The sequence below is a fragment of the Oceanobacillus sp. M65 genome (assembly GCF_052246275.1).
Taxonomy (GTDB): Bacteria; Bacillota; Bacilli; order Bacillales; family Amphibacillaceae; genus Oceanobacillus_B; species Oceanobacillus_B jordanicus.
In genome coordinates, this window is record NZ_JBQQCJ010000002.1 from 478,465 (window position 1) to 502,640 (window position 24,176).

Here is a 24,176-nt window from a genome sequence, read left to right on the forward strand (position 1 = left end):
TAAGAAGTCATATAATGAAAGCACAGATAGAGGGAAAGTGAGGTGGTCGAGTGGAGCGATTTGTCGTGATCGACCTAGAAACTACCGGCCATTCAGCTGTAAAAAGAGATAAAATTATTGAAGTAGGTATTGTAGTTATCGAAGAGAATGAAATAGTTGATAGCTATGGCACTTTCCTCAACCCGGGTAAATCTATTCCTGAATTTATATCAAGTTTAACAGGTATAAGGGATGAGGATGTTAAAGATGCGCCTACATTTGAAGAAAGGGCAGAGGAAATTTCTGCTTTATTTGAAGACAGTTATTTAATTGCACATAACGTCCCATTCGACATGGGCTTTATAAACGCTGAATTTGCAGCAGTGGGGAGAGAACTACTGAAAAATCCAGTTCTAGATACGGTCGAACTGGCTCGTGTTCTTTACCCTAAGGCTCCCAGTTATAAATTAGGTCAGCTTGCAGAGTACTTGGGAATTCACCATGAAGACCCGCATCGCGCATTATCTGATGCATACGTAACAGCGAAACTATTTTTAAAACTTAGGGAACGACTTGATAACCTTCCTTATGAAACAATTACACATTTAATACGCCTTGAGAAAATGTTAAAATCAGATCTTTTCGCATTACTGGCTGATCGAGAAAATGAGCTTGCATTTTCTACCCAGGAAGATCCCGAGTTAGAAACATTTCAGGGTCTTGCATTTAGAAAAATCAAGGAGACAAAGATTACGCCACCATCTAGGATAGGCTCCTATGGAGATTTTTTAGATGCAATCTATGAAGAAGGCGGGACGCTATCTCAGCAAATGGCTCGGTATGAAAAAAGAACAGGCCAGCGTGAGATGTCAGAAACCATTTATGACGCATTTCAATCTCGACGCCATGCTTTAATAGAAGCAGAAACTGGTACAGGAAAATCACTTGCATACATACTTCCTGCTATTTATGATGCCGTTATATCTGGACAACGACTGGTTATCAGTACCTTTACTACCCAGTTACAGACACAGCTATTAGAAGAGGAAATCCCGCTAGTACGTAATCTTCTTCCATTTTCATTTAAGGCAGCCTTACTAAAAGGGAAAAGCCATTATATCAGTTTGGAAAAATTCGAAAGGGAATTACTTAGCACAGAGAAGGATAATTATGATATCACCCTCACGAAGGCCATGATTTTAGTTTGGCTAACAGAAACACAAACGGGAGATATTGACGAGGTTCAATTACCTTCAAGTGGTTATTTATTTTTTAGACGCGTTTCTACAGATACAGAAGCACATGTGGATCCCCAGTCTCCCTGGTTTTTAAGATCCTATTACCAAAAAGCGAGAAAAGCAGCTCAACAGGCTGACATTGTGATTACAAATCATGCACTTCTAGCTACAGATATCTTTAATGATTATCAATTATTGCCAAGCTACGATAAAGTGATCATTGATGAAGCACATCATTTTGAGGAAACTGCATCAAAGCACTATGGTCTTAAGCTAGATTATATGAACATGCAGTACACGCTAAATCAAATAGGCGAGACAAATGATCCGAAATTTATTGGTCAATTAATTACAAAATACAGAGACTATATAGAAGAGGAAATTATTGATAGATGGGATGATCTCATAATTGATGCAAAATATGAGACCGATGATTTGTTTCGAGGTATTTTCCAGTATGTGGCCGAACAAAATAAGCATCAAAAATCTTTAAGCGATATTGGTAGGACACAATACAGGTTTGAGAATAGCAAGGAAGATGCGGCCAAGTGGGACACTATTTTGGAGATGACAAACCGTTTAATGTTTTTCCTACGTGATTTAATCTATATATTAGCGAGGCTTGATCAGACTCTTGAGAAACAGTATGAAGATAAATATGATAAAAATGAAGTCGGGCAGCATATTGAGCAGCTACAACAATATATGGATCATCTAGAATCCCTATTTCTTGCAGCCGATTCACCTAAGTTCGTTAAATGGGTTGAAGTCGAAACATATGGAGCGAAAAACGCAGTATATCTATACAGTGAACCAACAGATATATCAGGCTTTCTGTCCACTGATTTCTTTGCAAAAAAAGAAAGTGTTATTTTGACCAGCGCTACCCTGACGATGAAGAACTCGTTTACTTTTATTAAAGAGCGATTAGGATTAACAGACGAAGAAATTGAAACCAAGAAGATTCCTTCTCCATTCTCTTATAAAGATCAGGTCCAACTGATGATTCCGACTGATTTTCCTGATATAAAACATGGTAACCAGGACGACTTTATTTATGCCACGTGTGAGGCTATCTTTTCATTAGCTGAAATCACCAGTGGAAGAATGCTTGTTCTATTTACTTCTTATGATATGTTAAAGAAATCCTACTATCTGCTTAAAGAAATCATGGACACATCCACTTACTCTTTGATTGCACAAGGTATATCAAGTGGAAGCAGGAGCAGGCTAAAAAAGAATTTCCAAACATTTGACCAATCCATACTGCTTGGCACCAATTCATTCTGGGAAGGTGTAGATATACCTGGAGAAGACTTATCCAGTCTGGTCATCGTACGTTTACCCTTTCAACCACCAGATCATCCTATTTTTGAAGCGAAATCTGCAAACTTAAAGGAAAATGGGAAGAATGCGTTCATGGAATTATCGTTACCAAATGCTGTTATTCGATTTAAACAAGGCTTTGGCAGGCTTATCCGTTCAAACACAGATAGAGGGATCGTGTTCGTTTGTGATTCAAGGATCATTCAAGCGAGATATGGCAAGTATTTTCTTGATTCAATACCTGAGATCCCTTTAACGAAGGATAAAACCCAGCAGCTAATGCGAAAAGCAGAAGAATGGTTTTAATATATTTATCTGTAGATCGTAAAAGGTAAAAAAAACTACTGATGCGTCAATTGTGCATCAGTAGGAAAGATGGTATGGTATAGGTTGGAATAAATTTATTGAATTAAATAAAACACAATCCTTCGCTTACTTGGTATACTGTAATTGCGTTTCACCTTACATCAACATACTTATAGTATAAGCAATGAGCCCTACACTATGTCTAACAATATTTGATAAAACAAGCAGTTCTTTAACTGGAGGGGAAAAGATGGATAATAAAATACAAACCCTGTCAACAGTCAAGCTCCAATATTCATCAGATCTTTATAAAATTGTCGATTCATTAAATCGAACTCTTAAAGAGAATGATTTAATGTTTGGTCTAACATTGGATGAAAATGATGAGAATCAGGCAATCTTCACCATATACAAAACCTAGCTGGCTGAGATGGAGCTTGCTGCTAGTTGGCATTGTAGTAGTAGCAGTAGGGATATATGCTGCATTTTTATATCATGACATAAACAAAAATAGAACTGCAGGATTTGAAACAACAAAAAAGCAGGTCTTATCTGCTACATCTGTAACAGAGATTGAAAAAGTTGTCACCTTCAATGGGGCAGATAGCTATCATGTAGTATTTGGGCAAACAGATGAGAATGATGGTAGACTCGTTTTTTACCCTTTGGAGGGAAAAGAAAAGACCTTGACGACTATTAACGAACAAGAGATGGTTAGTGAAGAAGATATGCTACGTAAGTGGAAAAGCAATTGTACCGATTGTGAATTTATTAAGATAGTACCAGGGATTGTCGATGAAGAAGTACTCTGGGAAATCACGTATCGGGATGCTTCTGACCGTTATGTTCTCGACTACTATGCGATCGAAGATGGTAGTCAATTCGAACAATATCGCTTAAAACAAATGTTTAAATAGAAAGGTGAAAAGTGAATGAACTTAGCGAAAAGAGTAAAAACATTATCACCCTCTTCCACACTTGCTATTACAGCAAAAGCGAAGGAGTTAAAACAGCAAGGACATGATGTAATTGGACTAGGAGCAGGGGAGCCGGACTTTAATACCCCACAATATATCCTCGATGCTGCAATGGAGGCAATGAATGATGGGAGAACAAAATATACACCATCTGGCGGCATTGCAGAATTGAAAGATGCGATTGTGAATAAGTTTCAAACTGATAATCAACTTAGTTATAGTCCTGACCAAATTATTGTAACAACTGGCGCTAAACATGCATTGTACACGCTATTTCAAGTGTTATTAGATGAAACAGATGAAGTTATTGTGCCAACACCATATTGGGTAAGCTATCCGGAGCAAGTAAAACTAGCTGGCGGGAACCCTGTTTTTGTAACAGCTAAAGAAGACAATCATTTTAAAATGACACCACAGGAGCTTGAGGCGGCGATTACAGAGAAAACAAAAGCTGTTATTATCAACTCTCCAAGTAACCCAACGGGTATGATGTATACAAAAGCAGAGTTGAAGGCATTAGGTGAGGTATGCTTAAAACATAATATCCTTATCGTTTCAGATGAGATTTACGAAAAGCTAATATATACAGATGATGAGCATGTATCAGTTGCCCAGTTATCACAGGAATTAAATGAACACACGATCGTAATCAATGGTGTAAGTAAATCCCACTCTATGACTGGTTGGAGAATTGGATATGCAGCTGGCCCTCAAGAAATTATTAAAGCCATGACAAACCTTGCGTCGCATTCTACTTCAAACCCGACATCTATTGCTCAATATGCAGCTTTGGCGGCGTATGAGCAAGCTGGAGATACAACATTAGAGGAAATGAAGAAAGTATTTGCTGAACGATTGGAAATGCTACACGCGTTGTTAAATGATATACCTGGTGTTAGCTGTATTAAACCAAAAGGCGCTTTTTACTTATTTCCTAATGTTAAGGAAGCAGCAAGCAATTGTGGCTATGCTAATGTAGATGATTGGGTAGCAGCTTTATTAGAAGAGGAAAAAGTTGCCGTTGTACCTGGTTCTGGATTTGGCTCAGAGGATAATATTAGGTTGTCTTATGCTACTTCAACAGAAGCACTTAAGGAAGCAGCTGAAAGAATAAAACAATTTGTTATAAAACATCAATCATAGATGTGTAGGAGGTAGGAAAGTGAAAATTACTATATCGCAAGCACCAAAATATAATGAACAAACCGTTACTATGGGAGCTTGGTTATCAAATAAACGCTCAAGTGGTAAAATTGCATTTTTACAATTACGTGATGGGACAGGTTTTATCCAAGGTGTTGTTGTAAAAAGTGATGTCAGCGAGGAAGCTTTTCAGCTCGCAAAAAATATCACACAGGAATCTTCCATGTACATAACGGGTAAGATCGTGGAAGATACAAGATCTCCTTTTGGCTATGAAATGCAGGTCAGTGATATCGAATTGATTCATGAAGCAACAGATTATCCAATTACACCAAAAGAGCATGGGACAGAGTTCTTAATGGACCATAGACATTTATGGCTTCGTTCAAAACGCCAGCATGCAGTGATGAAGATTCGTAATGAGATCATTCGTTCGACTTACCAATTTTTCAACGAAAATGACTATGTAAAGATAGATCCACCAATCCTAACTGGCTCTTCTGCTGAAGGGACAACAGAGCTTTTCCATACAAAGTATTTTGACGAGGAAGCATATCTCTCTCAAAGTGGACAATTGTACATGGAAGCAGCTGCAATGGCTTTTGGTAAAGTATTTTCTTTTGGACCAACCTTCCGTGCCGAAAAATCTAAAACGAGAAGACATCTTATCGAGTTCTGGATGATAGAACCCGAAATGGCGTTTGTAAATCATGAGGAAAGCTTAGAGATACAAGAGCAATATGTCAGCTTTATCGCACAAAATGTTTTAGAGAACTGTAAATTGGAGTTGGATGTTCTCGAGAGGGATACATCGAAATTAGAAGCTATTAAAGCGCCTTTCCCAAGAATTTCTTATGACGATGCGATTACATTACTTCAAGAAAAAGGATTTACAGATATTAAATGGGGCGAAGACTTTGGTGCGCCACATGAAACGGCTATAGCAGAAAGCTTTGACAAGCCTGTATTCATTACAAACTATCCAAAAGATATTAAAGCCTTTTATATGAAACCACATCCGGATCGCTCAGATGTTGTGTTATGTGCCGACTTAATCGCTCCTGAAGGATATGGAGAAATTATTGGAGGATCACAACGAATTGATGATCTACAATTAATGCAGGAACGCTATGAAGAGCATGGTCTAACAGGACAAGCTTATAAGTGGTACCTCGAACTCCGTCAATATGGAAGTGTTCCACACTCTGGTTTCGGTCTTGGCTTAGAAAGAACGGTAGCATGGTTATCAGGTGTAGACCATGTAAGAGAAACGATACCGTTCCCACGTTTATTAAATCGTTTGTATCCATAAGTATCGATTAAGTTTTGAAACGTAATCCCTTGCCTTTTACAGTGCAAGGGATTTTTATTCCGTTTATGATCGAGATTTTTCTAACTTTATCATGCTATACTAACAATTGAGGTGCTAATATGAAGAAGCAATTACAAGTTCAACAAATATTATTGGATCAAATTAATATACCAATAAAGCTTTTCACTTCTTTTCAAACGTTGGGGCTTGACGAAACAGACGTCATGCTTATTTTACAAGTACAACAATTTCAACAAAAGGGAATTGGGTTTCCCACTCCAGCAGAACTATCAGATAATATGACAATAAATGAGGAACAATGCTCCAATTTATTACGCAAGCTAATTCAAAAAGGAGTACTGGTTATTGAACAAAATAACAATAAAGAGACGGAAAAGATTAGTGAAGTATATTCCTTAAACGAGTTATGGGAAAAGCTCTATGCAGAAAAGGAAGATAAAACGGAAGAACATGCGGATGGGACGATTTTTGTTCTGTTTGAACAAGAATTCGGCAGACCACTCTCACCTTTTGAAATTGAGACAATCAATGGTTGGCTTGATGAAGATAAACAAGCCGCCTCTTTAATTAAGGCAGCCTTAAGAGAATCGGTTTTAATGGGCAAGTTGAATTTCAAGTACATTGATCGTATTTTACGAGAATGGCATAAGAAAGGAATCCACACGGTAGAACAAGCAAGAGATGCGAGTAAAAAGTTTCATGGCAATCAGACTACAAAACAAGAAGGCCCTCGTACTAAACGGGATACATCCTTTTACTATAACTGGCTAGAAGGGGAGGATTAGGCAATGCTGAATAAAAAACAAATACGATTTTGCTTGGATGAAATAACAAAAATGTTTCCCGATGCGGAATGCGAATTAAAGCACGCTAATCCTTTTGAGCTTGTGATAGCTGTTTTGTTATCCGCCCAATGTACAGATGTACTTGTAAATAAAGTAACAGCTGAACTCTTTAAAAAATATAAGACACCGGAGGACTATCTTGCAGTTTCCCTTGAGGAATTACAACAAGACATACGTTCCATCGGCTTATACCGTAATAAAGCGAAAAATATTCGTAAACTATGTGAAGTATTAATTGAGAATTATGGTGGGGAAGTACCGAGAACAAAAGCAGAGCTGGAGAAGCTGGCAGGTGTCGGTCGTAAAACTGCGAATGTTGTAGCATCTGTTGCGTTTAACGAACCAGCAATCGCTGTAGATACGCATGTAGAGCGGGTATCTAAACGCTTAGGTATTTGTAGGTGGAAGGATTCAGTTGTTCAAGTTGAAGAGACGTTGATGCGGAAAGTGCCTATAAAAGAGTGGAGCGATACGCATCACCGATTAATATTCTTTGGCAGGTATCATTGCAAAGCAAGAAATCCTGAATGCCCAACATGTCCGTTGCTAGAGCTTTGTAGAGAAGGGCAAAAACGAATGAAGAAAGAAAAAGAGGTAAACGCATAGTAACTGCGTTTACCTCTTTTTAGATTAGAAGGGGGAAGATTAATTCCCACTACCTTCCTCGTCATCACTTCCACTTTCTTCGTCTGTACCTTCATCATTGTTTCCATTTCCATTGCCATTTCCGTTATTTCCATTACCCTCACTATTGTCTTCATTATTAGCTTCATCATTATTTCCCTCATCAGAGCCCTCATCACTTTGGTCTCCGCTGTCCTCATCGTCACCATTACCTTCGCCAGTATCTTCTTCCGCCGCTGGCACCGTGACGCTTGTTGACTGAGATTCACCCTCGACGCCTTCATTTGCGCCATTTTGACCAATTGGTGTCACGACAATATCATACGTTTCACCAGGTGAAGCACCACTAATTTCAATGCCATTGGATTCAACTGTCTGGGTTTGACCGTTAACCGCTACCTCAAAAGAGGCTGGTGGCCCATTGTAATTCCATGACACATCGATAATGGAGGCATCTTTATTATATTTAGCTGATAGCCCACTAACAGGCGGGATATTTCCTTCTTCTTCTTCCTCATCACCGCCAGGAACGGAAACCGAGGTCGTTGCCGGTTCACTTTGCATATCCCCGTCATTGCTTGTTGCAACTACCTGTATTGTATAGTCAGCACCAGGCTCTACTTCAGATATCTCCATAGATGTATCTTCGGTTGTTGAGAGACCTTGCATTTGACCATCATCTACCTGAGCACTTAGTTCAAACGAAACATCTGCATCACCGTCGTAATCCCATGTAACTTCGATCGCGTTACTATCTTCGTTATAGCTTGCAGATAGCCCGCTTACAGGATCAAGTTCATCAAACTTTTCAGAAGTGTCATCTGGTTCTGTTCCCTTTACGAAGAGCTCCGTTACGATTTGGGAAGAAGGGGTGTAGTCACTTGGCCTCGCCGCAGGACGAGATCCTTTTTCTACTGCCGCTTCCACAACTGAATCTGGTTTAACAAAATCCGTGTTCTCCACACCTTTGGAGATCTCTGCCATTGTATTACTAAATAGTGCATGTGGTATTTTAGTCTGCCCATTCGGAATGGCCATTCGATTACCATCCTCATTCGTGTAACCACCAGTCCAAACCGAGATTGTATAATTCGTTGAATAACCAGTAAACCAGGAGTCCGGGCTGCCTGATTCATCAGATAAACTAGTAGTACCCGTCTTACCTGCTACTGTCACACCTGGAACATTTGCTTGGGCACCAGTTCCGTCCGTAATTACAGTTTTTAGCATATCCGTAATCATGTATGCCGTGTAATCAGCCATCACGGCTTCTGCTTCTGGCTTTAATTCGACGGTCCTGCCATCAGGGAATTCAACACTGGTAACGGCATACGGATCATTGTATAAACCTTCATTACCGAATGCTCGATATGCTCCAGCCATTTGTAATGGGGTAACATTCGTTCCGGTCCCACCAATTGCATCACCTATTGTAACAGAATCATCGGCAAATTTTATACCTAGACTCTCAGCAAAACCTTGTGCTTTATCATAGCCAACTTCTTCTAATGTTTTTACAGCTGGAACGTTAAGCGATTGATTTAATGCATGTCTTGCACTCATCCAACCTGCATAGCTTCGGTTCCAGTTTCTAATTGGGCTGTCCCCACCATAATCATATGGTTTATCATCATTTATTTGATGATAAGTGGACATTTTATTAAACTCAATTGCTGGACCGTAAGCTACAAGTGGTTTCATAGTTGAACCAGGCTGTTGTCCACCTTGGATGGCATAGTTGTATCCCGTACCATTCCCATTCCTGCTACCGCCAATTGCTCGAATGGCACCATTTTTTGTATCAAGCACTGTCATCCCTGCTTGCATTTCATCATCAGGGTAGGGAATAGGGTTTTCCTCACTATCTGTTAGAAGAAACTCTACGTGTTCCTGGATGCTTGTATCAATAGTAGTCTGTATTTTAAGGCCATCTGTATAAATATCTGCACCATCTACTTTTTCTTCCACTTCACGTTGTACTTGCTTCAGAAAATCCTTGTAAGGTATAGAATTTTCGCTTACTCCTGCCAGCATGGAAGGGATATCTACTTCTCTTGCTTCATCCGCATCTTCTTGTGATATCTTGCCATGACGTACCATAAGCGTGAGGACAGTATCCATACGTTCTTTGGTTAATTCTGGATTTTCATATGGATTGTATGCTGTTGGACGCTGAGGTAAACCTGCCAAAATTGCAGCCTCTGCAAGGGTAAGCTCGCTTAAGTCTTTCTTTCCAAAATAAGTTTCAGCAGCCTTTGCAACGCCATACGCACCGCTTCCGTAGAAAATTTTGTTTAAGTACATTTCCAATATTTCTTCTTTTGAATATTCACGTTCCAGTTTTAGAGCAAGCCACTGCTCCTGAACCTTTAAGCTGATCTTTTTTTCAGCAGACAAAAAGGATTTTTCCACTACCTGTTGGGTAATTGTACTAGCTCCTTCTGATCCAAAGCCATTCTTAAAGTTTGCAATAACGGCACCACCGATGCGTCGTAAGTCAATTCCTGAATGCTCGAAGAACCGGGCATCCTCAGTAGCCGTGACCGCATCTATGAGTACCTGCGGCAGGTCATCATAGCTGATTTTTGTTCTTTTCTCTTCACCCAGTGTTGCAAATACTTCTCCATCCTTATCTAGTATTTGAGAAGCAAGGGGATCGGATAATTTTGATTCATCAAGATCCGGTGCTGTTGCAATCCAATAAGCTGCGGTTGCCCCAGCACCTATTCCCATAATAATAAAGATAAGTAGCATAATAAGTAGGATTTTTTTCCATAAAGGCTTTTTCGATGATTTCTTTTGTTTTCTTCTTGCTGTACGAGATTGGCTATTATTGGCCATAACTCATTCCTCCGTCTCTAAAAATAAAGCTTATCAATGATAGCTAAATAATCAATTCTTGCCTGATATTGAAAGGGGATCTGGTGCCCTTCCTGACATATCTGGTCGTAGCTTATCGACTTTCTTCCACCTTTTAATTTGTCGTCCCAGTGCTGAAAAAGTTTCTCAGCAGGTAAAAAATACGTCTCTTGATATAAAGTAAATCGAATTAATAAGAAACAAATACCACCATGTTCCACCACAGAACGCATATGAGCAACTTGGTGATTATGGATATTTGCTAATGGAAATAACGTTTTGTTTTTCGTTTCCTTGGCTTCAAAGTCTATATGCTTGCTTCGGTATACACCATTATAGTCAGTGGTTGATGCTTGTTTGAAATATGCTTCTGTTATTACAGCAGCACTCCTTTTTGGGTAATTTACCTTAACAATTTGTACAGGTGTTGGTTTTTTATGAATAATTGCCTTGTCCGTATCAAGGTAAAAGCGGTTTGTTTCATTAATATCTTCTTCTAACGTCATTCCTCTGTTACTAAAAGCATGGTTTCCTGCACCGGAGGGTCTACTTTGAGAAGGTTGGGTTAACGATCCTTTTTTTCCATTTGGGTAGTTCATTAAAAAAATCCTCCTTGCATATTACAGTATCATATCAGATATAGTAGGAAATGATAACTGTAAAAGCATCAATTGGATGAGAATGAAACAAAATATAGCCAAACGAAAGCAGGTTCATCCATGTACGGAGACGACTCATTCGATCCATATATCCATTATATAATAAACACCACAAGGAAGCATAATAAAGACAATATTTCTCGGACAAAGGCCTACCAGAACTTCTATATAGAAAACCCGGAAATTAAATGGGCCTTTCTTGCAAGCATGGTTTCTAGAAATGCTGGCTGGAACATGACTGACCTTCAATTACAACCTTTTAAAAAAATCTTAGGGAAAAAAGAAAGAGACCAGTTATTTATGACGTATGAGCGAGCAAATTGGCTGATTTTTTCAGATGCTTTCCCCCAGTTACTAGTATATAACCTTTCCAAGCAAGCAGAAAAACCGCTGTTTTATTTGTTGAAAAAGTTTCACGTTTCATCATTTATGATCGAGCAATGGATGTTATTTTGGGAAAGGCAGGAACGCGACAAGCTTATGATCGCCCTAATCATTAATGAACAAAATGTAATCCAAGGCCCAGTTGTGAAACAAACGTACTTTCAGTATCATGTTTTTAATCAACTTCCATACATAATGCAGAATTTTTTACGTTTGAATGCTGTATTATTCCCAACTAGTTCCTCAGAAGTGTACGGGTCGTACGTTCATGGATTTACAAATATCTCGAAACGAATAGGCTTAGGTGTCCGACTAGCTAATATACTCTATTCCCCGAAAGTTTATGACAAATCCCTATATTTTGCTAAAACACAAGAACATACTGGCTCACGCAGGGATTATGAGTCGTATTTACCAGCACATTATCCGTACGCTCCAATGTTACGCGTGCTCTACCCAGTAATTAAACATCAGGATAATATTCGTCAAGATTGGTGGAAGACAGGGGGTATTCCTAGTAAATGGTGGCAAACACCAAAAGAAACATCTTTGGAGGACATGAAAAAAACGTATTATAGGAAACGTGACTTACTATTTGGATACTATTATATGAAGTACGCAATTAAGCCCGACTGGTAAATGGTTATCCAGCCGGGCCTAATGCTTACTATTTATTCAGGAGCAACGTCCGTAAGACTCCCACTTCAACACATGAAGGGGAACCGTTAAGTTTTTAGTGAGCGGAAACGGACGCTAACACCCCGATTCGTTCAACTAACAATCAATGGGAGGAAGAACGAAAACCCCCACTGTTTGAAGTTTCACTTTATGTGGAAGGGCGATTCGGACCTTGTAGCTTCTTATCCCCAGTTTTTAGTGAGCGGGACTTTTCGCTTTCTGCTTTTTGCTTTTGCTTTTTCTTATTCATTAATATCCCTCCTTCGCTTATTAGTTTGTCTCATTATCGCTAAATGATAAGTAATTCCACTTCTTTTGTTATCTTCTTACTTCTTTTGTCGAACAGGCAGGACACTTTCATTCTGAAGCGAATAAAACAATTACACAATGAAGAGGAGTGGGTGTATATGGGGCTGGCAATTAAATATGTAGAGAGTAGTGTAAATGGAGTAGAAAAGAATACGGTGGAACTGCACTTACAAGGATTAGCTGATCAAGTTAGAAGAATGGATCAGAAATTAACAACACGTTTGGATCGTACTATTTCTGAAGACTTTGAAACACAGCAATTAAAGATAAGTCATACACGCTCAACTATCAGAGGCGCATTTTCGCTAAAGTAGAAGGTGCATTTTTTGTAAATTGATGATAAAGTATTGTTGTAGAGTTTGAAGGCAAAAGGCGGTTGTTTTAATATGATTTTACTCGAACAAACAGAGAAACTTCAGCAATATCTAATCACGCTGAAAGACAAATTTGAATACAGTGAGCCACCTGAAAATAAAAAAGATAGAGAATTTTTTTTACAGGTTAAGCAGGAAACAGAACCTGTTTATGAGCTCCTTAACCAATGGGAGAAGTCCGCATTAGAGGCGGTAAAGAACAGGGAGGTACAGGTACACCCACACCAAGTAACTTCCACAAGAGAGAACATGGAGTTAATGCTTATGCATAGCTACTATATTGATGCGAGAAGGAAACGGTATATGGAATTAAACAATTCTATCCATTATGTACTGGATCAAATCCATCGGGAGTTGTCCCAAGCATAATACCGTTTTACATAAATTAAGAATGATACTGGGGGATACAAAATGACGAAAGATAAATTGATTGAAGAAGCATTGAAGATGAGAGAAAAAGCTTACATCCCATATTCCTCATTTCCCGTCGGGGCTGCTTTGTTAACGAAGTCTGGTAAGCTTTATACTGGCTGTAATATTGAAAATGCAGCATATCCAGTAACGTGTTGTGCTGAAAGAGTGGCCATTTTCAAAGCAATCTCAGATGGCGAAAGAGAATTCACAGAAATGGCTGTAGCAGCTGACATGAAACGTCCAGTGCCGCCTTGCGGTTCTTGTCGACAAGTGATGAGTGAGTTTTTTGATAGTGAAATGGTGATCCACTTGACGAACAATGAAAAAATGGTTAAAACTGTGACTATGGAGGAACTGCTTCCATTCTCTTTTCACCAATCCGATATGGAGAAGTAATCTTTTCTTTACATAAATCTGCTATCAGGATTGATGATATTCCTTTAATGAATAATGCAATGCACGTTATAGAACGAAAAGTAAGGGAGCTGATCTTTCAGGTTCCTTTTTTATTGGTAAACTGGTACCATGTAGGTATGCGAAACATTCAATTTGGATATCGATGTATAAAATAAGTTTCGGATAAATAGACTTTACATTGACAATAAGTTTGTATTTTGGAAAAATAGGCATGTAAATAGGATGAGGTGATAAGATTGAGTTTAAGTCAAGTTCAATTTAGTGGGAAAGACATACTTGAGAAAGAATTTAAAACAGGTATGCGAGGATACAATCAGGAAGAAGTGGACGAGTTCCTAGACAAAATCATTCAAGATTACGATCTATTCAAGCAAGAAATTGACCGTCTTCAACAGGAGAATGAGCGACTTAAGAAAACAACATCAGATCAAACTAGAAGCCGATCTACACAACCAGCGCCACAAATGAATTATGATGTTTTAAAAAGATTATCTAACTTGGAGAAAGCTGTTTTTGGTAAAAAGTTTGCAGAAACGGATAACTAGGTTTATGTAAGCAGAACTTGTCGATTCAGCGAAAAAATGGTACAATAGTGAAACTGGATATAAATACTCAGGTAATCGCTGCATGCTACATGCAGAGGAAAGTCCATGCTCACACAAACTGAGATGTTTGTAGTGTTCGTGCTTGACGAATTCATAAGTCAAGGTAACCATCATGGTTAACGGCAGGAGGTATTCCTAAGTCTTCGGATATGGGATACGTACCTTGAAAGTGCCACAGTGACGTAGCTGAATGGGAAACGATTCAGGTGGAACGAGGTAAACCCCACGAGTGAGCAACCCAAATTTTGGTAGGGGCATCCTTCAGTAGGGAAATGAACCGAAGTAGGGACAAGTTTTACACTTGTAGATAGATGATTACAACCAATGTACGAGGCTGACCACCACTTGTAGTACGTTGGCGACAGAACATGGCTTATCGAGTATTTATTGGTCTACTATAACAGAAATGAAAACCTTGCTTACAGCAATACTGTGAGCAAGGTTTTTTTAATATTATATGAGTCTTTATTATATAGGATTAAATCAGCATCCTATATGTCCATAATAAATAGCGAATAAGCTTTTAGTTAACAAGTTGTTGATGAGGTGCTCCTCAAGCCCATTATGCCGGATAGTAAGCTGTCAACTCAATGGATATGGATTCATCTTTTACAGAGGATTATGATAAACTAAAAAAGAATTAATTTCGAGATATGAAAGGATACATTACATGCAGAATGTTACATTGATTGCAACTGCAGCAATGGGACTTGAATCAATTGTTGCGAACGAAGTAAAAAGCTTGGGGTATGAAGTACAAGTAGAGAATGGCCGCGTTGTATTTGAAGCACCGGTTTCTGCTATTCCACGGTGTAACCTATGGCTCAGAACAGCAGATAGGGTCCGATTACTTGTAGGAAGATTTAAGGCTTATACGTTTGATGAGTTATTTGAAGCAACGAAGGCCTTACCATGGGAGTACTATATTTCTGAAGAAGGACAGTTTCCGGTATCAGGGAAATCGGTCCAATCCAAATTATTTAGCGTTCCAGATTGTCAAGCTATTACCAAAAAAGCAATTGCAGAACGACTTAAGCTAAAGCATGGTGTTGCCTCTAAAATGCCAGAGACAGGGGCTCTTTACAAGGTTGAGGTTTCCTTATTAAAGGATGAGGCAATACTAACCATTGACACATCTGGTGTAGGTCTCCACAAAAGAGGCTATAGAATTGGCCAAGGAGAGGCTCCACTTAAAGAAACAATGGCTGCAGCGCTCGTATTGCTGACGAACTGGAAAGCTGAGTATCCATTAATTGATCCATTTTGTGGTTCGGGTACGATTCCGATTGAAGCTGCTATGATTGGGCAGAATATCGCTCCTGGCTTCAATAGAGAATTCGCTTCAGAAGGTTGGTCGCTTATTAAAGCAAAACATTGGGAAAAGGCTTTTGAAGAAGCAGAGGACAAGGCAAATTATGACCAGAAACTTGACATTACGGGGTCCGATATTGACCATAAGCTAATTAAAATTTCGGAAGGAAATGCCACGGAAGCAGGGTTTGGTGACTTAATCTCTTGGAAGCAAATGCAAGTTAAGGATTTATCTATTAAAAAAGAAAATGGGTATATCATTGGCAATCCTCCATATGGGCAACGACTTAGCGACAAGGAAGCGGTAGCGAAGATTTATCATGACTTTGGATCTGTTATGGAAGAGCATCCTAGCTGGAGTGTTTATATCCTAACTGCTTTTGAAAAATTTGAGAAACAATATGGAAAAACCGCTACCAAAAAGCGTAAACTATTTAATGGGTTTATAAAAACAGACTATTACCAATACTTTGGAAGGAAAACCAAGGGGGAGAAGTAATTGGAGAACACATATTTAATCGAGAAGGACTTTAAAGAACTGCTAAAAGAACAGAGCGCTTATAAGGAAGCAATAGCCCTTGCTCATTGGGACATGAGAACAAAGATCCCAAAGAAGGGAGTGGAGCAGCGCTCAGAAGTAGTTGGTTTCCTAGCTGAGAAGCTTCACCAACTTGAAACATCCGAGAAGATGAAATACTTCATAGACGTACTGAAGGATAATACAAAAGACGAGATTGTACGTAAAACGGTTGAAGAATGTGAGCAGAATTACGAGAGAAATCGCAAAATCCCGCATGATGAATTTAAAGAATATGTAATGCTCCAATCTAAATCCGAGGCAATCTGGCAAGAAGCACGTGAAAAGTCAGACTTTACGCTTTTTCAGCCATACTTAGAAAAGCTTGTTGACTATAATAAGAAATTTGCTAATTACTGGGGATATGAGAAAAATATTTACGATGCATTATTACATAATTATGAACCAGGTGTCACAACAGAAACTTTAGATCAAGTGTTCCCTGCGTTACGTAATTCGCTAACAAGTTTGCTGGATAAAATCAATCAAAGCACTGTGAAACCAGACCCACAAGTGCTCAAAGGACATTTCCCCAAAACAAAGCAAGAAGCTTTTACGTTAGATATATTAGAAAGAATGGGGTATGATTTCAGTTCTGGAAGGCTTGACGAAACCATACATCCTTTTGCTATTTCACTAAACATTAATGATGTTCGCGTAACGACTAGATATGATGAAGAAGATTTTCGTATGGCTGTTTTTGGTACAATCCACGAAGGTGGGCATGCGCTTTACGAACAAAATATAAACCCCAATTTGGCAAGTACTCCACTGGCTACTGGGACTTCTATGGGAATTCATGAATCACAATCCTTATTTTGGGAAAACTTTGTAGGTAGAAGTGAATCATTCTGGTCTAGTCATTATGAGTTATTTAAAAATTATGCCCCAGAGGCGTTTCAGTCTGTCCCATTAAATCAATTTTACCGAGCTGTAAATGAAGTTAAACCTTCCTTTATTCGCATAGAGGCAGATGAATTAACTTATCCACTTCATATCATGATTCGATATGAACTTGAGAAAGCACTCATTAACGGCGAGATAGACGTGAAAGATTTGCCTGGTTTGTGGAATGAAAAAATGAAAGATTATTTAGGGATAGTACCGCCTTCAGATAAAGAAGGTGTACTACAGGACATTCATTGGTCCGGAGGAGATTTTGGATATTTCCCATCCTATGCTCTTGGTTATATGTATGCTGCTCAATTTAACCATACATTGAACAAGGAAATGAATGTGAACAACCTTATTGCCTCAGGGGAATTCGATCAAATTAGAGAGTGGTTTACCAAACATGTTCACCAATATGGAAAAATGAAAAAGCCATTGGAGATAGTCAACGATGTGACGGGTGAAGCATTGGATGCAAGGTATCTCGTCGACTATTTAACGAAGAAATATAGCGGTATCTATCAATTTTAAACGAATAAACTGTTGGAAGGTGCGTTATGACATACATTTGTTCAACTGGATTAGGAGTTCCCCCCAATGCGATACAACAAGAAGAGATTACGGAACTAGTTCAAGGTATTTTCCGTAGTTCCAGTAGACATATCACAAGGCTACTTCCTGTTTTTAAAAATGCTGAGGTTGCCACGAGACAATTTGTTGTAAATAGAGACTGGTTTCAGGCAGACCATAGCTTTAAAGAACGAAACGATCTTTATCAACAACATGCTGTGACAACTTCCCTAGAAGCGATTGACAATTGCTTAGCTAATAAAACATTCTTAAAAAAGGAAGTTCCCTATGATGCTATTGATATGATTTTATTTGTTTCTAGTACTGGAATAGCGACCCCTTCTATTGATACCTACTTGTATAATCAGCGAGATTTTCGCAGTGATATAAAACGCATGCCTTTATGGGGGCTAGGTTGCGCAGGGGGAGCAATTGCCCTGTCCCGAGCTCATGATTGGATTACAGCAAACCCAGATAAAACTGCACTTATTGTATGTTGCGAATTATGTAGTTTAACCTTTCAAAGAAGCGACCTGAAAAAAAGCAATATAATAGGAAGTGCTTTATTCGGTGACGGAACAGCCGCTGTCTTATTAATGGGAGAGACGTCTCCTTATCGAAGCCATCTTAAAACAAGCCCTGCTAAAATCTTGCATACGAGTTCCCGGACGAAAAAACATAGCACGGATGTGATGGGTTGGGATGTAACAGATCAAGGATTAGAAGTTATCTTTTCTAGAAGCATTCCATCCTTGGTACATTCTTTTTGGAGGGAACATAGTTCAGCTTTTTTTAAAGAAAGGGAGCTTGAAGAAGGCATGATCCATTCCTATATCGCCCATCCTGGTGGTAAAAAAGTGCTGGAAGCGATGGAGGAGGTCCTGGAAACATCGAAAACAAAACTGAAGCATTCTTATCATGTTTTAAAAAACCATGGAAATATGTCTTCTGCTACCGTTTTCTATGTCTTAAATGAAGTAATGAAGGAGCAGAACCCTGCGAAAGCAAAAAGTATACTTTCTGCTCTCGGACCTGGCTTTAGCTCAGAATTGTTGTTACTGGAGTGGACATAAATGTTACCAGTATTTTTATGGGTCATATTTATTTATCTTGTTGTTCAAAGGCTAGTAGAGGTAAACATCGCCAAACGAAATGAGCTTTGGCTCAAAGCACATGGAGGTGTGGAAAAAGGGGAAGGACACTATAAATGGTTTATTATTATCCATACTCTTTTCTTCTTGTCTATTCTTTTAGAAGTTTATACAAGAAAAGCACCTGTACAAAATCCTGGTCTGGTTTTACTAACACTCTTTATCTTAACGCAAGTTTTACGAGTGTGGTGTATTACATCACTAGGGAAGTTCTGGAACACAAAGATTATTGTTTCACCAAACTACCCATTGATTAAAACGGGTCCATATAAATACATCTCACATCCTAATTACGTTGTGGTTGGGATAGAGCTCTTTATTATACCCATTATGTTTCAAGCCTATTTGACCAGTATTATATTCCCGATCCTGCATATTATCCTCCTCCTAATCCGTATCCCAGCAGAGGAGCGGGCATTAAGGGAGACATCGATTTCTAAATGATCCAAAGGAGAGACAGTCAGCACTACGTTGACTGTCTCTTTTTATATGGATAATTTACGAATACAAAAGGAACCAAACACATTTAAAATTGCTTGTAATCCGACTTCATAAATTAACAACCTAATGCAAATACTAAACAGAAAAAGTAGAGGAGAGGGTTTTGGTGATAGTATCCTGGATGTGGATTGCAATCGTCGGATTAGTAGTAGAAAGAATTGCTACCAAACAGATTTCTAGCAGAAATGAACGATGGCTTTTAGAAAAAGGGGGGAGAAGCTCCATCGAAAAGCATTATCGAGGCTTATTAATTGTGCAGTATTTAAGCTATGGTGCCATTCTGTTTGAATTGATATATTTACGACAATCAACCGTCACCTTTAATATGTTCTTCTTTGTTTGCTGTGTCATCATTCTTAGTGGGAAATGGTGGTGCATTCGATCTGCAGGAATGTTCTGGAACGCAAAGAAGATTACATTACCAAGGGTAAGATTGTTTAAACAAGGGCCGTACAAATATGTAAAACAACCTGAATATGTTATTACATTATTGGAAATTGCTTTTATTTCCTTCTTATTTGGTGCTTATATCACGGCGTGTGTCTTCCCCTTTTTATATATGATCTATTTTAAATCTATTCAAAGTGGAGCACAAAAGGTCTATACCAATGCTTAAAGCAAAAGGCCAGCATTAGCTGGCCTTTTCGTTGTTCATTCTTTTTGCAATATACATAAAAGGTGTGTCTAAGAGCGCGACGATAAATTTTATAACATATGTCGTTAAAAGTATTTCCAGCCATACAGAAAACGGAAATTGTCCGTAGAAGGCTATTGTACAAAATACGACGGAATCCAACAATTGACTGATCACAGTACTACCATTGTTTCGAATCCATAGCTGCCGGTCAGAAGGAAAGAGTTTTCTTAGTTTGTCATATATCCATACATCAAAATATTGACTAATAATATATGCTGCGAGGCTTCCGGCAGCGACACGAACTACTAAGCCGAAGATGGTGGCAAGTGATCCTTGCGCAATATCATCAGCTGCTGGTTGAAACGCTAGTGCGAACTGCATTACAACGGTCATGGTAATTAAAGTAGCAAACCCAAGCCAGACGGCTTTTTTAGCTTCTTTCTTACCATATTTTTCGTTGATAATGTCGGTTGCAAGGTATGCTGTTCCATACATGATATTCCCTAGTGTTGCTGTCAGACCGAGCAGTTCAACCGTTTTTAGTACTTGCATGTTGGCGACAACAGTTGACATCCCAATCCATACAAATAGTCCCGTTTTACCAAATAAACGATAAAACAAGAGTAAACAAGAAAAATTGATTAGTGCAAACAAAATCCATATAAGTTCATTTGACATGTAAATGCCTCCTTAGTTTTGATAACGCGGGAGTTTGCGAACCGCGAAAATATTATTATAGCATATTTTAGCTAAATGCACGAAAGAGATAAACCAGAAAAAGCGGTAATCCTTTTACAGATTACCGCTTCTATATACGTTCACTTATTTTTTTGTTACATTTGCAGCTTGTGGTCCACGTTCGCCTTCAACTATTTCAAAGGATACTTCTTGTCCTTCTTCTAATGATTTGAAGCCTTCCTCTTGGATTGCAGAATAATGTACGAATACATCATTTCCTTCTTCTAATTGGATGAAACCGTAGCCTTTCTCTGCGTTAAACCATTTTACTACTCCGTTTTCCATGAATATAATCCTCCTAGAAACTTTCACGTTCGAAATTAGAAACGTGTTAATACAAAGCAGATTTATAGAACATAAATGAAGGCAGCTTCTATAGAAGTGTAGGATCACGTTACATCCACTTCTATAGAAGCTGCCTGTGTCATAAAGGATCCATACATCTTCTTTGCTTGTGTCTAATATAGCTTATATGGACATGTCAGTCAAGAAATAGACTGTATATTTAAATGATTTTCTAGGAATTTTTTTAAAATACAGGTATAATGTAACCATTTCAAAATAATCTTCTACATTTCGACAAACCAGCTAATAGAAAAGAGGAGTAAGAGAGTGAAATCAGACATTGAAATTGCACAGGAAACAACTTTAAAACCGATTCACGACATTGCAACAGATCTTGGCTTATCAGAAGAAGACTGGGAACCGTATGGAAGAACAAAGGCAAAGCTCTCCACAGGTCTCTTAGAAAAGTTAGAGGAACAGCCCGATGGGAAAATCGTTTTAGTCACCTCTATTAATCCCACTCCCGCAGGTGAAGGAAAGTCGACCGTAACAGTAGGTTTGGGACAAGCATTAAATAAACTTGAAAAAAAGGCAATTATTGCGTTACGTGAACCGAGTCTTGGACCTGTAATGGGCTTAAAAGGTGGCGCTGCTGGTGGAGGATATGCTCAAGTTCTTCCAATGGAGGATATCAACCTTCACTTTACGGGAGACTTACATGCTATCACAACAGCGAATAACGCGTTGTCTGCGCTTATTGATAATCATATACATAGAGGGAACAATCTACAAATCGATCCAAGAAGAGTGGAATGGAACAGGGTACTTGATATGAATGATAGAGCGTTACGCCAAGTTGTGGTAGGACTAGGTGGACCTACCAAAGGCGTTCCGAGAGAAGATGCTTTTAGTATTACGGTTGCCTCGGAAATCATGGCTGTTTTATGCTTGGCAAAGGACCTTCAGGATTTAAAACGCCGGCTTAAGAAGATTGTAATTGGCTATACCTACGATGAAAAGCCAGTTACTGTTGAGGATTTAGATGCAGAGGGGGCATTAACTGTACTACTAAAAGATGCATTAAAGCCTAATCTCGTCCAAACAACCGAAAACACGCCTGCTATCATTCATGGTGGTCCATTTGCTAATATTGCTCATGGCTGTAACAGTATCATTGCAACCAAAACAGCAGCAAAGCTAGGGGACTATGTTGTTACTGAGGCCGGCTTTGGAGCGGATCTCGGTGCAGAGAAATTTTTAAACATTAAGTCACGTGCTGGAGGCATCCAACCTAGTGCTGTAGTCATTGTCGCTACCATCCGCGCTTTGAAAATGCATGGCGGCGTTGGGAAAAGTGAACTAACAACCGAAAATGTTGAAGCAATTGCAAGTGGGGTCGAAAACTTAAAGAAACATATAGAGACAATTGAATCATTCGGCCTTCCGTATGTTGTAGCAATTAATAAATTCCCGACGGACACTCAAAAGGAAATAGACTTTTTGAAAGAATGGTGCTCCACGAATAAAGTAGAAGTAGCCCTAACCGATGTATGGAAGAATGGTGGAGCAGGTGGCATCGACTTAGCAGAAAAAGTCATCAAAAAAGCGGAAGAACCGGCTACAAACTTAGAATATACGTACGATCTACACGATCCTCTAGAAGAAAAAATAAGAAGTGTAGCCCAAACTATCTACGGAGCAGATGACATCGTATTAAGCGCAAAAGCTCGCTCCCAATTAGTATTTTTTGAAAAATTAGAGTGGGGAAAATTGCCTGTTTGCATGGCAAAAACCCAATATGCTTTGTCTAATGACCCTTCACAGGTCGGACGCCCAACAGGATTTACAATTCACATACGGGAACTACGAGCTTCTGTTGGAGCCGAATTCATTGTGGTATTAACAGGGGATGTAATGACAATGCCGGGCTTACCACATCATCCTGCTGCATTAAACATGGATGTGACAGAAGATGGCAAGATAGTAGGGTTATTCTAATGGAGAAACGTGAACAATTAAATGCAATTCGCCAGTATGTAACGAACTCCTTTAATAATGAACGAACAGGCCATGACCTTTATCATTTACAACGCGTCAGCCGTATGGCGATGGAAATCGCTAGGGAAGAAGATGCTAATCTATTCCGTTGTGAGGCTATTGCATGGTTACATGATGTGGCAGATCATAAGCTTGTTGAAGATGAAGAGGCAGCAATCCAAGCATTAGAAGAATTTTTAGAGTCTCTTCCATTAACTAGACCTGATATTGAAGCTATTATAAAAGGAATCAACACCATTTCGTTTAGCAAAAGTAAAGTACCAACCTCGCTGGAAGGTAAAATTGTTCAGGATGCCGACCGTCTTGACGCCATAGGTGCTATTGGTATTGCTAGAGCTTTTACCTTTGGTGGGGCAAGAGGGAAATTTATGTACCATGAACAGGATAATGATAATACGATTCAACATTTCTATGATAAATTATTAAAACTGAAATCAACCTTGCATACGAGTACTGCAAAATCACTAGCAGAGGATCGACATCAATTTATGCAGCAATTTTTGGAGAAATTTCATCAAGAATGGTAGTAGTAAAATTAGAAAGAGCAGGCATCCTTACAACGGTGCCTGCTCTTTCTAACATATGCTCTTTTTATCTTTATAGACCTTTATCGCAAGATGCCTTCTTTCTTTATTCTTCCACTATTAATTAGCCAATTATGTTGAAAGATCTCAGTAATAACGAGAATGACTGCTGTTAGAATGGCTCCAAGTAAGGTTACACCAGTGTTTGCAAACACCCATGCCCCAATATATATCCCGGCAGCAGATATAACAAAATCCATTGCTAGAACAAAGCCTTTCGTTTTTCTACCAAGAAACATAAGCTCTCCCATAAAACCAATAACAGCTAACACTGCTCCCAACAAAATCGGCTGATACCAGGCAGCAAATTGCACATTTGGCAAGATCCAGGATGAAACAACAATTCCCAACGGTGTGATGATTAATTTCAATAAGAGGCCTGTCATAGAACCCACCTTTTATT

Annotated in this window: 24 protein-coding genes and 1 other RNA gene; 20 read left to right on the forward strand and 5 right to left on the reverse strand. The window is 38.9% G+C overall.

Going from position 1 to position 24,176, the window contains the following annotated elements; genetic code table 11:
* Window positions 1–50: 50 nt before the first annotated feature.
* From dinG to nth, 7 genes are all read left to right on the forward strand, one after another.
* The gene (dinG, locus tag ACTWPF_RS10045; RefSeq protein WP_443149090.1) at window positions 51–2,849 is read left to right on the forward strand and encodes an ATP-dependent DNA helicase DinG; all 2,799 of its coding nucleotides are present in this window, start codon (window positions 51–53) and stop codon (window positions 2,847–2,849) included.
* 250 nt (window positions 2,850–3,099) lie between these two features.
* Complete coding sequence (locus tag ACTWPF_RS10050) at window positions 3,100–3,270, forward strand: YpmA family protein (protein ID WP_084157533.1); 171 nt, start codon at window positions 3,100–3,102, stop codon at window positions 3,268–3,270.
* Window positions 3,233–3,766 carry a cell wall elongation regulator TseB-like domain-containing protein gene (locus ACTWPF_RS10055; RefSeq protein ID WP_159033249.1) on the forward strand — a complete coding sequence of 178 codons (534 nt, stop codon included), beginning with the start codon at window positions 3,233–3,235 and terminating at the stop codon, window positions 3,764–3,766. The genes ACTWPF_RS10050 and ACTWPF_RS10055 overlap by 38 nt, the downstream gene beginning before the upstream one ends.
* A gap of 15 nt (window positions 3,767–3,781) precedes the next feature.
* Window positions 3,782–4,969, forward strand: a complete 1,188-nt coding sequence (locus tag ACTWPF_RS10060; protein WP_443149091.1) for a pyridoxal phosphate-dependent aminotransferase — start codon at window positions 3,782–3,784, stop codon at window positions 4,967–4,969.
* A gap of 19 nt (window positions 4,970–4,988) precedes the next feature.
* Window positions 4,989–6,281, forward strand: a complete 1,293-nt coding sequence (gene asnS, locus ACTWPF_RS10065) for an asparagine--tRNA ligase (RefSeq protein WP_106896788.1) — start codon at window positions 4,989–4,991, stop codon at window positions 6,279–6,281.
* A gap of 119 nt (window positions 6,282–6,400) precedes the next feature.
* Entirely contained in the window at window positions 6,401–7,087 is a 687-nt protein-coding gene (locus tag ACTWPF_RS10070) for a DnaD domain-containing protein (protein ID WP_106896787.1), read from the forward strand.
* A 3-nt stretch (window positions 7,088–7,090) separates the two neighbouring features.
* Window positions 7,091–7,753: an endonuclease III gene (gene nth, locus ACTWPF_RS10075; RefSeq protein WP_443149092.1), complete on the forward strand. Its 663-nt coding sequence runs from the start codon at window positions 7,091–7,093 to the stop codon at window positions 7,751–7,753.
* Between the two features lie 39 nt (window positions 7,754–7,792).
* Here nth and ACTWPF_RS10080 read toward each other — a convergent pair whose 3' ends face one another.
* Both ACTWPF_RS10080 and recU read right to left on the reverse strand, forming a co-directional pair.
* Window positions 7,793–10,612 (reverse strand): PBP1A family penicillin-binding protein, encoded by a 2,820-nt coding sequence (locus ACTWPF_RS10080; RefSeq protein ID WP_443149093.1) that lies wholly within the window; start codon window positions 10,610–10,612, stop codon window positions 7,793–7,795.
* 17 nt (window positions 10,613–10,629) lie between these two features.
* Window positions 10,630–11,229: a Holliday junction resolvase RecU gene (gene recU, locus ACTWPF_RS10085; RefSeq protein WP_238019006.1), complete on the reverse strand. Its 600-nt coding sequence runs from the start codon at window positions 11,227–11,229 to the stop codon at window positions 10,630–10,632.
* 120 nt (window positions 11,230–11,349) lie between these two features.
* Here recU and ACTWPF_RS10090 point away from each other — a divergent pair, with 120 nt between their 5' ends.
* From ACTWPF_RS10090 to ACTWPF_RS10140, 11 genes are all read left to right on the forward strand, one after another.
* Entirely contained in the window at window positions 11,350–12,312 is a 963-nt protein-coding gene (locus ACTWPF_RS10090) for a DUF2515 family protein (RefSeq protein WP_443149094.1), read from the forward strand.
* Window positions 12,313–12,758: 446 nt separating this feature from the next.
* The gene (locus ACTWPF_RS10095) at window positions 12,759–12,974 is read left to right on the forward strand and encodes a hypothetical protein (protein WP_443149095.1); all 216 of its coding nucleotides are present in this window, start codon (window positions 12,759–12,761) and stop codon (window positions 12,972–12,974) included.
* Window positions 12,975–13,046: 72 nt separating this feature from the next.
* Window positions 13,047–13,403 (forward strand): DUF1798 family protein, encoded by a 357-nt coding sequence (locus tag ACTWPF_RS10100; RefSeq protein ID WP_106896781.1) that lies wholly within the window; start codon window positions 13,047–13,049, stop codon window positions 13,401–13,403.
* A 42-nt stretch (window positions 13,404–13,445) separates the two neighbouring features.
* The gene (locus ACTWPF_RS10105) at window positions 13,446–13,844 is read left to right on the forward strand and encodes a cytidine deaminase (RefSeq protein WP_036572864.1); all 399 of its coding nucleotides are present in this window, start codon (window positions 13,446–13,448) and stop codon (window positions 13,842–13,844) included.
* Window positions 13,845–14,101: 257 nt separating this feature from the next.
* The gene (gene gpsB / locus ACTWPF_RS10110; RefSeq protein WP_036572866.1) at window positions 14,102–14,410 is read left to right on the forward strand and encodes a cell division regulator GpsB; all 309 of its coding nucleotides are present in this window, start codon (window positions 14,102–14,104) and stop codon (window positions 14,408–14,410) included.
* A 63-nt stretch (window positions 14,411–14,473) separates the two neighbouring features.
* An RNA gene (rnpB, locus tag ACTWPF_RS10115) (RNase P RNA component class B) lies at window positions 14,474–14,851 on the forward strand.
* A gap of 289 nt (window positions 14,852–15,140) precedes the next feature.
* Window positions 15,141–16,280 (forward strand): THUMP domain-containing class I SAM-dependent RNA methyltransferase, encoded by a 1,140-nt coding sequence (locus ACTWPF_RS10120; RefSeq protein WP_106896780.1) that lies wholly within the window; start codon window positions 15,141–15,143, stop codon window positions 16,278–16,280.
* Window positions 16,281–17,780 (forward strand): carboxypeptidase M32, encoded by a 1,500-nt coding sequence (locus tag ACTWPF_RS10125; protein WP_443149096.1) that lies wholly within the window; start codon window positions 16,281–16,283, stop codon window positions 17,778–17,780. It begins immediately after the preceding gene.
* Between the two features lie 26 nt (window positions 17,781–17,806).
* Complete coding sequence (locus ACTWPF_RS10130) at window positions 17,807–18,892, forward strand: type III polyketide synthase (protein ID WP_443149097.1); 1,086 nt, start codon at window positions 17,807–17,809, stop codon at window positions 18,890–18,892.
* Window positions 18,893–19,414 carry an isoprenylcysteine carboxyl methyltransferase family protein gene (locus ACTWPF_RS10135; protein ID WP_443149098.1) on the forward strand — a complete coding sequence of 174 codons (522 nt, stop codon included), beginning with the start codon at window positions 18,893–18,895 and terminating at the stop codon, window positions 19,412–19,414.
* Window positions 19,415–19,577: 163 nt separating this feature from the next.
* Window positions 19,578–20,087, forward strand: coding sequence for an isoprenylcysteine carboxylmethyltransferase family protein (locus ACTWPF_RS10140; RefSeq protein WP_443149099.1), 510 nt, complete (start codon window positions 19,578–19,580; stop codon window positions 20,085–20,087).
* 15 nt (window positions 20,088–20,102) lie between these two features.
* Here the strand turns inward: ACTWPF_RS10140 and ACTWPF_RS10145 are convergent, their stop codons facing one another.
* Window positions 20,103–20,786 (reverse strand): queuosine precursor transporter, encoded by a 684-nt coding sequence (locus ACTWPF_RS10145; RefSeq protein ID WP_036572877.1) that lies wholly within the window; start codon window positions 20,784–20,786, stop codon window positions 20,103–20,105.
* 144 nt (window positions 20,787–20,930) lie between these two features.
* Window positions 20,931–21,131 (reverse strand): cold-shock protein, encoded by a 201-nt coding sequence (locus tag ACTWPF_RS10150; RefSeq protein WP_036572880.1) that lies wholly within the window; start codon window positions 21,129–21,131, stop codon window positions 20,931–20,933.
* Between the two features lie 327 nt (window positions 21,132–21,458).
* Here ACTWPF_RS10150 and ACTWPF_RS10155 point away from each other — a divergent pair, with 327 nt between their 5' ends.
* Window positions 21,459–23,129: a formate--tetrahydrofolate ligase gene (locus ACTWPF_RS10155; RefSeq protein ID WP_443149100.1), complete on the forward strand. Its 1,671-nt coding sequence runs from the start codon at window positions 21,459–21,461 to the stop codon at window positions 23,127–23,129.
* Window positions 23,129–23,716 carry an HD domain-containing protein gene (locus tag ACTWPF_RS10160; protein WP_443149101.1) on the forward strand — a complete coding sequence of 196 codons (588 nt, stop codon included), beginning with the start codon at window positions 23,129–23,131 and terminating at the stop codon, window positions 23,714–23,716. The genes ACTWPF_RS10155 and ACTWPF_RS10160 overlap by 1 nt, the downstream gene beginning before the upstream one ends.
* Window positions 23,717–23,796: 80 nt before the next feature.
* Here ACTWPF_RS10160 and ACTWPF_RS10165 read toward each other — a convergent pair whose 3' ends face one another.
* Window positions 23,797–24,159 (reverse strand): DUF2512 family protein, encoded by a 363-nt coding sequence (locus ACTWPF_RS10165; RefSeq protein ID WP_106896773.1) that lies wholly within the window; start codon window positions 24,157–24,159, stop codon window positions 23,797–23,799.
* Window positions 24,160–24,176: the final 17 nt, after the last annotated feature.

What these genes read in the sequence shown, in the direction of transcription:
- ACTWPF_RS10050 (WP_084157533.1), top strand. Translation starts at nt 3,100, where the DNA reads ATGGATAATAAAATACAAACCCTGTCAACAGTCAAGCTCCAATATTCA.
- ACTWPF_RS10055 (WP_159033249.1), top strand. Translation starts at nt 3,233, where the DNA reads ATGAGAATCAGGCAATCTTCACCATATACAAAACCTAGCTGGCTGAGA.
- ACTWPF_RS10060 (WP_443149091.1), top strand. Translation starts at nt 3,782, where the DNA reads ATGAACTTAGCGAAAAGAGTAAAAACATTATCACCCTCTTCCACACTT.
- ACTWPF_RS10070 (WP_106896787.1), top strand. Translation starts at nt 6,401, where the DNA reads ATGAAGAAGCAATTACAAGTTCAACAAATATTATTGGATCAAATTAAT.
- nth (WP_443149092.1), top strand. Translation starts at nt 7,091, where the DNA reads ATGCTGAATAAAAAACAAATACGATTTTGCTTGGATGAAATAACAAAA.
- ACTWPF_RS10080 (WP_443149093.1), bottom strand. Translation starts at nt 10,612, where the DNA reads ATGGCCAATAATAGCCAATCTCGTACAGCAAGAAGAAAACAAAAGAAA.
- recU (WP_238019006.1), bottom strand. Translation starts at nt 11,229, where the DNA reads ATGAACTACCCAAATGGAAAAAAAGGATCGTTAACCCAACCTTCTCAA.
- ACTWPF_RS10090 (WP_443149094.1), top strand. Translation starts at nt 11,350, where the DNA reads ATGTACGGAGACGACTCATTCGATCCATATATCCATTATATAATAAAC.
- ACTWPF_RS10095 (WP_443149095.1), top strand. Translation starts at nt 12,759, where the DNA reads ATGGGGCTGGCAATTAAATATGTAGAGAGTAGTGTAAATGGAGTAGAA.
- ACTWPF_RS10100 (WP_106896781.1), top strand. Translation starts at nt 13,047, where the DNA reads ATGATTTTACTCGAACAAACAGAGAAACTTCAGCAATATCTAATCACG.
- ACTWPF_RS10105 (WP_036572864.1), top strand. Translation starts at nt 13,446, where the DNA reads ATGACGAAAGATAAATTGATTGAAGAAGCATTGAAGATGAGAGAAAAA.
- ACTWPF_RS10120 (WP_106896780.1), top strand. Translation starts at nt 15,141, where the DNA reads ATGCAGAATGTTACATTGATTGCAACTGCAGCAATGGGACTTGAATCA.
- ACTWPF_RS10130 (WP_443149097.1), top strand. Translation starts at nt 17,807, where the DNA reads ATGACATACATTTGTTCAACTGGATTAGGAGTTCCCCCCAATGCGATA.
- ACTWPF_RS10135 (WP_443149098.1), top strand. Translation starts at nt 18,893, where the DNA reads ATGTTACCAGTATTTTTATGGGTCATATTTATTTATCTTGTTGTTCAA.
- ACTWPF_RS10145 (WP_036572877.1), bottom strand. Translation starts at nt 20,786, where the DNA reads ATGTCAAATGAACTTATATGGATTTTGTTTGCACTAATCAATTTTTCT.
- ACTWPF_RS10150 (WP_036572880.1), bottom strand. Translation starts at nt 21,131, where the DNA reads ATGGAAAACGGAGTAGTAAAATGGTTTAACGCAGAGAAAGGCTACGGT.
- ACTWPF_RS10160 (WP_443149101.1), top strand. Translation starts at nt 23,129, where the DNA reads ATGGAGAAACGTGAACAATTAAATGCAATTCGCCAGTATGTAACGAAC.
- ACTWPF_RS10165 (WP_106896773.1), bottom strand. Translation starts at nt 24,159, where the DNA reads ATGACAGGCCTCTTATTGAAATTAATCATCACACCGTTGGGAATTGTT.